Below are 11,385 nucleotides of genomic sequence, written 5' to 3' on the forward strand. Positions count from 1 at the left end.
GCCCCGTCCCCCGGCAGGTCCTCCGTCCAGACCCCCGCCTGGGCCGGTGCCCCGGGGCCGGAGGCGGACGCCGCGGCCTGGCCGGAGCAACGGCGGGCCGCGCCGACCGCCGGCCTGCCGGAAGCGGCGCCCGTCCCGGTGCCGGCCGTCGCCGGCGAGGCGGAGCGGCCGATGACGGCCGCGGAGAAGGCCAAGGCGGAAGGCCGGCCGCAGATCCTGTCGCCCGGCTTCCGGCCCGCGCTGCTGACGGCCGTGCTGGCCGCGCTCGTGGCGCTCGCCGCGCCGCTCGGCCAGGCGGCGGTGGCCGTCCCGGTCGTGCTGCTCCAGGCGGTGACCGCGGCGGGCTGGTTCCGGCTCAACGGGATGTGGCCCGCCCGGCAGGGCATCGCGCTGGCGTTCCTGGGCGGTCTGGTCGCCGACGCCGGGCTGCTGGCGGTGGAGGCCGAGCGGGCCCCCACGGTGGTGCTCGGCACGCTCGGCGTCTGGCTGCTGCTGGTGGTCATGCTCCAGCTGCGCAGCCACGCCTCGCCGGACGAGCGGCTGTACGGGCTGACGACGGCCGGCGGTTCGACGGTCCTCGCGGTCCTCGCGGCGGGCCATCTGGCCGCCGACCGGGACGCGGTGGTGGTCGGCGGCATCGCGGTGGCCGTGACGGTCCTGGCCCGGGCACTGCCGCTGCCGTCGGTGGCCTCCCCGGTCGTCGCGCTGCTCGCGGCGGCGGGGGCGGGCGTCCTCGGCGGCCAGCTGACCCACACCGGAGGTTCGGCGGCCCTGCTGGGTCTGGCCGCGGGCGTCTGCGCGCTGGTCGGCCTGCGGGTGGCGAGCTACGACTACCCGTCGCGCTTCGTGCACATGACCGCGGGCGTCGCGCTGCCGCTGGCGCTCGCCGCCCCGGCGGTCTACGTGGTGGGGCGGGCGCTCTTCTGACGCCGTACGGCGACAGGCGGGCCGTGTGCCCCGTCACGTGGGCCGTCCCCGGGAAACCGGGGGCGGCCCTTCGCCGTCTTCATGGTCGTCGGGACCACGTGACCCCGGCGACCGGCTGGGTAGGCTCGCCGGAACGGCAAGGCCCGAACCGACCCTGGGAGAACGTCACCCGATGCGCGCCATACGCACCCTGCTGATCGTCGTCGTGATCCTGGGCGGCCTCTTCGTCGCCGCCGACCGTGTGGCGGTCTGGTACGTGGAGGACGAGGCGGCGGACAAGATACGGAGCAGCCAGAACATGTCGGGCAAGCCCGACGTCTCCATCAAGGGCTTCCCGTTCCTGACCCAGGTCGCGGACTCCAAGCTGGACGAGGTCGAGGTCTCGCTCGACGGCGGCGTGACGGCCGGCACGGGCGACAAGTCGATCCGGGTGAGCGACTTCGACGCGACCCTGCACGGCGTGCGCATTGACAGCAGTTTCAGCTCCGCCGTCGCCGACCGGGCCTCCGGCACCGCCCACATCTCGTACGAGGACCTGAGCCGCATCGCCGGTCAGGGGATCACCGTCGGCTACGGCGGCAAGGACGCGTCCGGCACCAGCCGGGTGAAGGTGACCGGAAGCATCCCGCTGCCGATGGGCGTGGTGAAGCGGAGCGTGGTCTCGACGGTGAGCCTGGTCGGCGACACGCGGGTGCGGGTGCACGCGGAGAAGGTGCCGTCGGATCTGCCGGGGCTGGAGGGGCTGATCCGCAAGAAGACGGACTTCGAGCGGGAGATCACCGGGCTGCCCCGGGGCATCAAGCTGGAGAAGGTCGAGACGAACGAGAAGGGCGTGGAGATCACGCTCGGGGGGACGGGCGTGCGGCTGGCGGGGTGAGGCGCGCCCCGCACCGTCCCCAAGGCGGTACGGCAGGTACGGCCCGCCCGTCGCGGCGCCTAGGGACTGCCCGCCTTCGCCGACTCCCGGGGCAAACCCCCGGACCCCCCGAAAACCGCGCTCCGCGCGCTTGTCCTCAAACGCCGGACGGGCCGGAAAAACAGCTGGTCCGGCACTTGCCTGCCCACATGGTGAGACTATTCGTCTCATATACCGACACGTCGGTGACACCCCTCCCCCGCCCTCCCTACGATCGCACCATGAGGCGACAGGCGGATCTCACCAAGCGGCGGGCAGTCGACCTGTGCCGCGTGGCCGCCATGCTGTGTCGCCGTGCCTGACAGGGGCTCCGTCCCCTCCTCGGCCGGCAGCTCCGGCCCCCCTCCCGCATCACCGCCATGCGCCGGCGCCCGGCGCGCCCTTGGCGTACCTCAGCAACTGCCCCGGAGGAGAACAGCATGAGCCGCAGTGACGTCCTGGTGGACGCCGACTGGGTCCAGGCCCGCATCGACGCAGGCGACCCCAAGACCGTCATCGTCGAGGTCGACGAGGACACCTCGGCCTACGACAAGAACCACATCAAGTCCGCCATCCGGATCGACTGGCGGACGGACCTCCAGGACCCCGTCCGCCGCGACTTCGTCGACCAGGCGGGTTTCGAGAAGCTGCTGTCCGAGAAGGGCATCGCCAACGACGACACGGTCGTCCTCTACGGCGGCAACAACAACTGGTTCGCCGCCTACGCCTACTGGTACTTCAAGCTCTACGGCCACGAGGACGTCCGCCTCCTCGACGGCGGCCGCAAGAAGTGGGAGCTGGACTCGCGCGACCTGGTCGCCGAGGTCCCGCGGCGCCCGCGCACCGAGTACAAGGCCAAGCCGCAGGACACCTCGATCCGCGCCTTCCGGGACGACGTGGTGGCCGCGATCGGCAGCCTGAACCTGGTCGACGTCCGGTCGCCCGACGAGTTCAGCGGCAAGCTGCTCGCCCCCGCCCACCTCCCGCAGGAGCAGTCGCAGCGGCCCGGCCACGTCCCGTCGGCGCGCAACATCCCCTGGTCCAAGGCGGCCAACGACGACGGCACGTTCAAGTCGGACGACGAACTCCGCGCCGTCTACGAGGGCGCGGGCGTGGACCTGACGAAGGACACCATCGCGTACTGCCGGATCGGCGAGCGGTCGGCGCACACCTGGTTCGTCCTGCACGAGCTGCTCGGGCAGACCAACGTCCGCAACTACGACGGCTCCTGGACCGAGTACGGCTCCCTCGTCGGCGTGCCGATCGAGCTCGGCGCCAACTGACCGTCCGACGACAGCACGAACGAGGAAAGGTACGCAGCATGTGTGGAGCCAAGGCCGGCGGCCCCGACGCCTCGACGGCCAAGCAGGGCGAGACCACCATCCAGGGTTCCGTGACCCGTGACGGGGTGCCCGTCGCCGGTTACGTGCGCCTGCTGGACAGCCGCGGCGAGTTCACCGCGGAGGTCCCCACCTCCGCGACCGGGCAGTTCCGCTTCTACGCGGCCGAGGGCACCTGGACGGTGCGCGCGCTCGTCCCGGGCGCGACCGCCGACCGTACGGTCGTCGCCCAGCCGGGCGGGCTGGCGGAGGTGGCGATCGCCGTATAAGGCGGCGTACACCGCATGAGGCGGCACACGTCTTGAAGGACGCCGCCCACTGAGCACGGCGCCTCGCGCGCCGGACCGGCCGGAGGGCCGCACCCCGGGGTTTGGACGCCCTGATGGCGGGGTGCGGCCCTCCGGCGCGCCCTCCGCGGCGCGCCACGGGCGCGCTGTACGGCGACCGGGCCCCGCCGTACCGTTGAAGCATGTACGCGCGGCGGCGTCACCTGTACTTCGCCATGATGGGCACGTGCGTCGGGATGTTCGTCCTGGCCTGGGCCGTCGTCCGGCTGTGGTCCGTGCCCGCCGCCATCGGCATGTGCCTGTTCGCGATGGTGATCCCCCCGGTGGCGGCCATCGTGGCCAACCGCCGGGGTCCGGACGACCGCTGGTGGGACGAGGAGACGGGCGACCCCGAGTCCGACCGCTGGTGGAACGAGCTGGACGACCGGCGCGGGCGGGACGACCAGCGGGACGGCCCGTAGAGCGATCCCAGAGCGGCCCCAGATCGGTCCTGGAGCGGCCGCTGAGGCGAGCGGTCAGTAGACCAGCGCCTGCACCCCGTCCGCCATGGCCTCGCCGACGAAGACCTGGGCCCCCGCGATGCGCGCGCCCTCGATCAGGTCCTTCTCCTCGATGTCCCGCCGCGCCGCGCACTGCGTACAGACGGTGATCATGCCGCCGCCCGCCCGGATGCCGTCGATCAGCTCCGGCAGCGGCGCCGCGTGCGGCAGTTCGAACTCCGCCGCCCGGCCCGGCAGGGCGAACCAGGACGACTCCCCCGTCAGCCACAGCGAGACCTCGACGCCGCTCGCGACGGCGACGGCCGCCACCGTGAACGCCTGCGAGCACCGCTCGGGCGCGTCCGCGCCCGCCGTCACCTTGATCACGAGCTTCTTCCGCATGGGATCACTCTAGGCCGGACGCCCGTACCGGGGGCCCTCCGCGGCCCGTCCCACCTCACACCGCCGATCCGGAGCGGGCCGACTAGACTCGTCGCAGGTCCGTAACCCCTCACTCCGACCGAGGAGCGCGCTCGTGCTTGAGGCAGTCTTCACCACCCTGCTGGTCCTGGTCGCCGTCGGCGTTCTCGCGTTCGCCGGGCTGACCTGGAAGAAGCTGTACCAGGGCCAGCGCTGACCCCTCCTTGTTCGCCCCCTACAGATCGTCTGAGCTGATCCCATGATCGAGATTCCCTCCGACCTCCACCGGGACCTCGTGCCCCTCGTCTTCCTCCTCGGCAAGTGGGAGGGGGCGGGCGTCGCCGACTTCCCGGGCTCCGAGAAGTGCAACTTCGGGCAGGAAGTCACCTTCACCCACGACGGCCGGGACTTCCTGGAGTACGTCTCGCACAGCTGGGTGCTCGACGCCGAGGGGAACAAGGTCCGCCCGCTGGAGACCGAGAGCGGCTACTGGCGGATCGACAAGGACCGCAAGGTCGAGGTCGTCATGATCCGCGACCAGGGCGTCGTCGAGGTCTGGTACGGCGAGCTCGCCGACAAGAAGCCGCAGATCGACATCGTCACGGACGCGGTCGCACGGACCGCCGCGTCCGGCCCGTACTCGGGCGGCAAGCGCCTCTACGGGTACGTCAAGGGCGACCTGATGTGGGTCGGCGAGAAGGCCACCCCCGAGGTGCCGCTGCGGCCGTACATGTCCGCGCAGCTGAAGAAGACCGCCGACGTGGCCGCTCTGGAGGAGTGGGCGCGGAACCTGCCGGACGACCTGCCGGACGGCGTCTCCTTCTTCCGCCCGGACGGCACCCCGTACAACCCCGAGCAGCCGTAACCCCCGGCTGTCGTACAAGTCGCACGAAGCGCCCCGCGGGGGAAGTCCGGTCGAAATCCGGCGCTGACCCGCAACGGTAGGCGGAACACCCGTTCCGCGAGCCCGATCACCCGCGGCGGCGTCAGCTCCTGACAACTCGCCGTGGACTGCGAGGGGAGGCCCCCCGCAGCGCGGCGGGGCTCCTTACGGGCACGCGTGCCCGGGCCCACGGCCCGAGCCGAAGGCGTCCCCTTGGCCGTCACCGCCCAGGCCCCACCCGGCACCACCGCACCGGCACGGCGGATCCCGCTGCCACCCCTGCTCGCCGGGCTGACCGTGGCCCTCCTCGGCTCCCTCCTCTGCTGCGTCGCCCTGGGCTCCTCCGGCATCGGCTGGGGGCGCGTGCTGCGCTATCTGGGCGCCGGGCTGACCGGCGGCCGGATCGGGGCGGACGAGATCTCCGCCTACACCATCGTCTGGGAGCTGCGCTTCCCGCGCGCCCTGCTGGCGGCCGTGGTCGGCGCCGGTCTCGCCGCCGTCGGCGTGGCCACCCAGGCGCTGGTCCGCAACGCCCTCGCCGACCCGTTCGTGCTCGGCATCTCCTCCGGCGCCGCCGTCGGCGCCAACGCGGTGCTCCTCTTCGGCGTGCTCGGCTCGCTCGGCGTATGGGCGCTGTCCAGCGCGGCGTTCCTCGCCGCGCTCGCCTCGATGGCCCTGGTCTACGCGGCGGCCCGCAGTACCGGGCACGGGCTGACCCCCCTGCGGCTGGTGCTGGTGGGGACCGCGATGTACTACGGCTTCTCCGCGATCACCACTCTGATGGTCTTCAGCGCGGACCGGGGCGACGCCGCCCGCTCGGCGATGATGTGGCTGCTCGGCAGCCTCGGCGGGGCGAGCTGGCAGTCCGTGCCGATCGCCGCCGGTGCCGTGCTGCTGGGCCTGGGCTACCTGCTGTGGTCGGCGCGCGGCCTGAACGTCCTGGCCATGGGCGACGAGACGTCGTCCGCGCTCGGCGTCGACCCCGAGCGGCGGCGCCGGGTGCTGTTCGTCGTGGTGGCGGCCGTCACCGGTGCCGTCGTCGCCGTCAGCGGCGCCATCGGCTTCGTCGGGCTGATGGTCCCGCACGCCACCCGGATGCTGGTCGGCGCCGACCACCGCCGCGTCCTCGCCGTCGCGCCGCTGCTGGGCGCCGTGCTGCTGGTGTGGGTGGACGTCGTCTCGCGGCTGCTGCTCGCGCCCGTCGAACTGCCCGTCGGCGTGATCACCGCGCTGATCGGCGTGCCCTGCTTCATCCTGCTGATGCGCCGGCGCGGCTACACCTTCGGAGGGGCCTGATGCGGGTCGACATCGAGGACCTGTCGGTCGAGGTGGCCGGCGCCCGGCTGGTCCGGGACGTGGAACTGCGGGCCGAGAGCGGCCAGTTCGTCGGCGTCGTCGGCCCCAACGGCAGCGGGAAGTCGACGCTGCTGCGGTGCGTGTACCGGGCGCTGCGGCCGACGTACGGCCGGGTGCTGCTGGACGGCGACGACCTGCACGGGCTCACCGCCCGCGAGGGCGCCCGGCGGCTGGCGGCGCTGCCGCAGGAGTCGGGCGGCGAGTTCGACTTCACGGTCGCCGAAGTCGTCGCGATGGGCCGTATGCCGCACCAGCGGGCGGCCGGCCGCACCTCCCGCGAGGACACCGACGTCTGCGCGGCGGCCCTGGAGCGGGTCGGCGCCGGGCACCTCGCGGAACGCGGCTTCCTGACCCTCTCCGGCGGCGAGAAGCAGCGCGTGCTGATCGCGCGCGCCCTGGCCCAGCAGCCGAGGGTGCTCGTCCTGGACGAGCCGACCAACCACCTGGACATCAGCCAGCAGCTCGAAGTCCTCGCCCTGGTACGGGAGTCCGGTCTCACCGTGCTCGCCGCGCTGCACGACCTCAACCTCGCCGCGACCCACTGCGACGTCCTGTACGTCGTCCACGGCGGCCGGCTCGTCGCCTCCGGACCGCCGGACGAGGTGCTGACCGCCGGTCTCCTCGCCGACGTCTTCGGCGTACGGGCGCACCGGGTGCCCCACCCGGTGTCCGGCGTCCCGCAACTCCTCTTCGACCGCCTGCCCCGGTGACCCCCTTCCCCAGGAGCCCCGTCATGCGCACCGCCCGTGCCCTCGTCTGTCTGGCCACCGCCCTCGCCCTGGCGGGCTGCGGCGCCCAGGTGGACGACGAGAAGTCCGACGACGCGAAGAAGTCCTCGGCGTCCGGCCATTACCCCGTCACCATCGAGAACTGCGGGGTGAAGACGGTGTACGACAAGGCGCCGCGGCGGGTGGTGACCAACGACGTGGGCATCGCGGAGATCATGTTCGCGCTCGGCCTAGAGGACCACATGGCCGGCTACGTGGCACCCGCCTACAAGACGAGCCACTCGGAAGACGTCCCCTGGAAGGACGGCTACGACAAGGTCAAGCGGCTGTCCACGAAGCAGATCAACAAGGAGATGGTCCTCGACGCCAAGGCCGACCTCGTCTTCGCCGGCTGGAACTACGGCTTCGGCGAGGGCGACGGCTTCACGCCCGCCGCGCTGAAGAAGCTGGGCATCGGCTCGTACGTGCTCACCGAGTCCTGCCGGAGCGGCAGCGGCAAGGAGCGGGGCGTGATGCCGCCGCTGGAGGCGCTCTACACCGATCTCACCACCCTGGGGAAGATCTTCGACGTGGAGGACCGGGCGGCGAAGCTCGTCGCCGGGTTCAAGAAGAAGGTCGCCGACGCCCAGGCCACGATCCCCGCCGACGGCAAGCGGCCCAAGGTCTTCCTCTACGACGACGGCCGCGACAAGCCGGTGACGGCGGGCGCCTTCGCCGGGCCGCACGACATCATCACCAAGGCCGGCGGCGACCATGTGATGAGCGACCTGAAGGACACCTGGACGACGGTCGGCTGGGAGACGGTGGTGGACCGGCGGCCCGACGTCATCGTCATCAACAACTACGGCGACGTCGGCGCCGAGGAGAAGCGGAAGTTCCTGCTCTCCTACCCGCCGCTGGCCGACGTCCCGGCCGTGAAGAACAAGCGGATCTTCGTCCTGGACTATGTGGACCTCGTGGAGAGCCCGCGCAACCCGGAGGCGATCGCGGCCCTGGCCCGCTACCTCAAGGAGGTCCGCGAGGGCTGACCCAAGGAGATTCGCGAGAGCTGATCCAAGGGGATCCGCGAAGGTGGTCGGGGGAGCCCCGGGCAGGCGGCCGGGACCCGGGAGCCGCCCGAGGGGGGCCGGGAAGGGCCGGCCCCGCCTAGACTGGAGAGGTGGTGGACACCGACTGGCAGAGCGATCTCCGTAAGCGCGGCTACCGGCTGACGCCGCAGCGCCAGCTGGTGCTGGAGGCGGTCGACCGGCTGGAGCACGCGACGCCGGACGACATCCTCACCGAGGTCCGCAAGACGGCCGGCGGCGTCAACATCTCCACCGTCTACCGGACGCTGGAGCTCCTGGAGGAGCTCGGCCTGGTCAGCCACGCCCACCTCGGCCACGGCGCCCCCACGTACCATCTCGCGGACCGGCACGACCACATACACCTGGTCTGCCGGGACTGCACCGGGGTGATCGAGGCGGACCTGTCGGTGGCCGCCGGCTTCACCGAGAAGCTGCGAGCGGAGTTCGGTTTCGACACCGACATGAAGCATTTCGCGATCTTCGGCCGGTGCGGCTCCTGCTCGTCCGGGAAGGCCGCCGCGGGGAAGACCCCGGCCGGGTCGTAGGCCGGGCCGTACGGGGCATCCGGCCCCGCCGCGCGAGTCGTAGGCTGGGCGCATGCTGCGTCAATCCAAGAGCCCTCTGCTGTCGCTGCCCGGCGCCGTCCCCGCCGAGGGCCCGGACGAAGGCGTCGCCGCGCACTACGGCGACCCGTTCCGCGAGCAGCGCGCGCTCGCCGACGGGTCCGGCTTCGTCGACCTCTCCCACCGCGGCGTGGTCACGGTCTCCGGCGACGACCGGCTCGGCTGGCTGCACCTGCTGCTCACCCAGCACGTCAGCGAGCTGCCGCCCGGGCAGGCCACCGAGGCGCTGGTCCTCACCGCGAACGGCCACATCGAGCACGCCCTCTCCCTCGTCGACGACGGCACGACCGTCTGGGCGCACGTGGAACCCGGCACCCAGGAGGCGCTGATCGCCTACCTGGAGAGCATGAAGTTCTTCTACCGGGTCGAGGTCGCCGACCGCACCGACGAGATCGCCGTCGTCCACCTGCCCGCCGGCTCGATCGCCGAGGTCCCCGACGGCGTCGTCGTCCGCGAGACCCCGCACGGGCGCGACCTGTTCCTGCCGCGCGAGCGGCTGGAGGAGTTCGCGGCCGGCCACGGGCCGGCGGCGGGCGTCCTCGCCCTGGAGGCCCTGCGCGTCGAGGCGCACCGGCCGCGGCTGGGGCTGGAGACGGACCACCGGACGATCCCGCATGAGCTCGGACTCATCGGCACCGCCGTGCATCTCCAGAAGGGGTGCTACCGGGGCCAGGAGACCGTCGCTCGCGTCCAGAACCTGGGCAAGCCGCCGCGTCGGCTCGTCTTCCTCCACCTGGACGGGAGCGAGGTGCACCTGCCGGGGCACGGTGCCCCGGTGCGGCTCGCCTCGGACGGGCCCGACGGGCGGCAGCTCGGGTTCGTGACGACTGCCGTGCGCCATCACGAGCTGGGGCCGATCGCGCTGGCGCTCGTGAAGCGGAATGTTCCCGTGGACGCGGCGCTGATCGTGGGAGAGGGGACGGCGGCGGCGCAGGAGGTCGTGGTCGAGCCGTAGGGGGGGGTGCCCCGGTCCCGCCCTTTCACCGTTTCTCGGGGGGGCGAGCCCCCGCACCCCCTGAAACCGCGCTCCGCGCGGTTGCCCTCAAACGCCGGACAGGCTGAATGGGGCGCCCGGCCCGGCGGGGTCGGGGCCCCTCCCCCTCACACCTCCAACAGCACCGTGAACGGCCCGTCGTTCGTCAACGACACCTTCATGTCGGCTCCGAACACGCCCGTCTCCACCCGGGCCCCCAACTCCCGCAGCCGCGCCACGACCTCGTCCACCAAAGGCTCGGCCACGCGGCCCGGAGCGGCCGCGTTCCACGTGGGCCGCCGCCCCTTGCGCGCGTCACCGTAAAGCGTGAACTGGGAGATCACGAGCAGCGGCGCGCCCACGTCGGAACAGGACTTCTCGTCGGCCAGGATCCGGACGGACCACAGCTTGCGGGCGAGCTGTGCCGCCTTCTCGGGAGTGTCGTCGTGGGTCACTCCGACCAGCACGCACAGCCCCTCGCCGACGATCTCGCCGACCGTCCGGCCGTCCACGACGACGGACGCCCCGTTCACCCTCTGCACCACGGCTCGCATGGCTCCCATGATGCCCGGCCTCCGTTCAGGGCCGTATGGGTGGAGACGGCCTGCGGTCGGGCGGGGCACAGTGGCACGATGCGTGCAGGCGGTGCGATATGCGGGCACAGCGTTCCGTACGCACCCGGCGCGAGGGGACGGAGCCGCATGACCACACCGATCGAGGACCACCTCAAGACGCTCGACAAGACGCCTGACACCACGCCCGAGAAAACGCTCGAAGCGCTCAAGGCGAAGGCATCGGAAGCCGGGGACGCCGTGGACAGTCTGCACGCGAGGCCGCCGAGCCAGCGTTCCGGACGGCTCGCGGACGTCCCCGTGCGGCAGCTCGGCGAGCTGCGCCTCCCCGAGCTGCGGGCGGTGCGCAAGGAGGCCCGGCGGGAAGAGGCCGACCTCAGCTACGTACGGCGGCTGCTCCAGGGCCGGATCGACATCCTCCGGGCCGAGCTGGAGCGCCGGACGGCGCCGGGCACCCCCGCAGGCGACCGCCGGCTGCTGGTCGACCGGCTGTCGGAGATCCTCACGGACGACCCGTCGGCCCACCGCTCCTCCGCCCGCCACGTGACGCTGGGGACGCCGCACGCCGAGGAGTACCGGCGGCTGGCCGAGGACATGCTGGGCGAGGTCGGCCTGTCGGACCTCGGCGCCCGTACGGACGCCGAGCTGCGCGCGGGCCTGGCCCGGCTCGCGGCCTACGAGCGGCACGTCTCCGAGCGGCGCCGGCAGCTCCAGCGGACGGCGGACGATTGCGGCGCAGAGATCGCGCGCAGGTACCGTGAAGGAGAAGCGCAAGTAGACGACCTGCTCCCGTGACCTCACCGGGGGCGGTCCCCGCCCCCGGAAGGCCCGCCCC

The 11,385-nt window shown here is 72.6% G+C and carries 14 protein-coding genes and 1 riboswitch; of the genes, 12 read left to right on the forward strand and 2 right to left on the reverse strand.

All coding sequences use genetic code 11. From position 1 onward, the window contains the following. The 5 genes from ACSNOK_RS24080 to ACSNOK_RS24100 all read left to right on the forward strand — a co-directional run. On the forward strand, window positions 1–927 hold a 927-nt coding region (locus tag ACSNOK_RS24080; protein WP_436782846.1), incomplete at its 5' end, for a hypothetical protein. A 172-nt stretch (window positions 928–1,099) separates the two neighbouring features. After that, window positions 1,100–1,804 carry an LmeA family phospholipid-binding protein gene (locus tag ACSNOK_RS24085; protein WP_436782847.1) on the forward strand — a complete coding sequence of 235 codons (705 nt, stop codon included), beginning with the start codon at window positions 1,100–1,102 and terminating at the stop codon, window positions 1,802–1,804. 458 nt (window positions 1,805–2,262) lie between these two features. After that, window positions 2,263–3,105: a sulfurtransferase gene (locus ACSNOK_RS24090; RefSeq protein WP_436782848.1), complete on the forward strand. Its 843-nt coding sequence runs from the start codon at window positions 2,263–2,265 to the stop codon at window positions 3,103–3,105. Between the two features lie 38 nt (window positions 3,106–3,143). Further along, window positions 3,144–3,431: a DUF1416 domain-containing protein gene (locus ACSNOK_RS24095; RefSeq protein ID WP_436782849.1), complete on the forward strand. Its 288-nt coding sequence runs from the start codon at window positions 3,144–3,146 to the stop codon at window positions 3,429–3,431. 200 nt (window positions 3,432–3,631) lie between these two features. Beyond that, window positions 3,632–3,910: a DUF3099 domain-containing protein gene (locus tag ACSNOK_RS24100; protein WP_436782850.1), complete on the forward strand. Its 279-nt coding sequence runs from the start codon at window positions 3,632–3,634 to the stop codon at window positions 3,908–3,910. Between the two features lie 54 nt (window positions 3,911–3,964). On the opposite strand, the gene ACSNOK_RS24105 is transcribed toward ACSNOK_RS24100, so the two are convergent. Further along, a complete protein-coding gene (locus ACSNOK_RS24105; protein WP_004949161.1) occupies window positions 3,965–4,330 on the reverse strand; it encodes a DsrE family protein in 366 nt (121 codons plus the stop codon). Window positions 4,331–4,607: 277 nt separating this feature from the next. Between ACSNOK_RS24105 and ACSNOK_RS24110 the strand changes: the two genes are divergently transcribed. The 6 genes from ACSNOK_RS24110 to ygfZ all read left to right on the forward strand — a co-directional run bounded on the left by ACSNOK_RS24110 (window position 4,608) and on the right by ygfZ (window position 9,960). Continuing rightward, window positions 4,608–5,213 carry an FABP family protein gene (locus tag ACSNOK_RS24110; protein ID WP_185941587.1) on the forward strand — a complete coding sequence of 202 codons (606 nt, stop codon included), beginning with the start codon at window positions 4,608–4,610 and terminating at the stop codon, window positions 5,211–5,213. Then, a riboswitch (cobalamin riboswitch) is annotated at window positions 5,207–5,345 on the forward strand. Its footprint overlaps the gene before it by 7 nt. A gap of 99 nt (window positions 5,346–5,444) precedes the next feature. Continuing rightward, a complete protein-coding gene (locus tag ACSNOK_RS24115; protein ID WP_436782851.1) occupies window positions 5,445–6,527 on the forward strand; it encodes a FecCD family ABC transporter permease in 1,083 nt (360 codons plus the stop codon). Then, window positions 6,527–7,297, forward strand: coding sequence for an ABC transporter ATP-binding protein (locus ACSNOK_RS24120; protein WP_436782852.1), 771 nt, complete (start codon window positions 6,527–6,529; stop codon window positions 7,295–7,297). Before ACSNOK_RS24115 ends, ACSNOK_RS24120 begins: the two co-directional genes overlap by 1 nt. Before the next feature lie 23 nt (window positions 7,298–7,320). Next, window positions 7,321–8,343 carry an ABC transporter substrate-binding protein gene (locus tag ACSNOK_RS24125; RefSeq protein WP_436782853.1) on the forward strand — a complete coding sequence of 341 codons (1,023 nt, stop codon included), beginning with the start codon at window positions 7,321–7,323 and terminating at the stop codon, window positions 8,341–8,343. 131 nt (window positions 8,344–8,474) lie between these two features. Further along, window positions 8,475–8,927 carry a Fur family transcriptional regulator gene (locus ACSNOK_RS24130; protein ID WP_436782854.1) on the forward strand — a complete coding sequence of 151 codons (453 nt, stop codon included), beginning with the start codon at window positions 8,475–8,477 and terminating at the stop codon, window positions 8,925–8,927. 52 nt (window positions 8,928–8,979) lie between these two features. Next, a complete protein-coding gene (gene ygfZ, locus ACSNOK_RS24135) occupies window positions 8,980–9,960 on the forward strand; it encodes a CAF17-like 4Fe-4S cluster assembly/insertion protein YgfZ (RefSeq protein WP_436782855.1) in 981 nt (326 codons plus the stop codon). 146 nt (window positions 9,961–10,106) lie between these two features. On the opposite strand, the gene dtd is transcribed toward ygfZ, so the two are convergent. Further along, the gene (gene dtd, locus ACSNOK_RS24140; protein WP_152265805.1) at window positions 10,107–10,532 is read right to left on the reverse strand and encodes a D-aminoacyl-tRNA deacylase; all 426 of its coding nucleotides are present in this window, start codon (window positions 10,530–10,532) and stop codon (window positions 10,107–10,109) included. A 147-nt stretch (window positions 10,533–10,679) separates the two neighbouring features. On the opposite strand from dtd, the gene ACSNOK_RS24145 reads away from it, so the two are divergent. Beyond that, window positions 10,680–11,345, forward strand: a complete 666-nt coding sequence (locus ACSNOK_RS24145; RefSeq protein ID WP_436782856.1) for an RsiG family protein — start codon at window positions 10,680–10,682, stop codon at window positions 11,343–11,345. Window positions 11,346–11,385: the final 40 nt, after the last annotated feature.

Source organism: Streptomyces sp. URMC 126, from assembly GCF_051386555.1.
Lineage (GTDB): Bacteria > Actinomycetota > Actinomycetes > Streptomycetales > Streptomycetaceae > Streptomyces.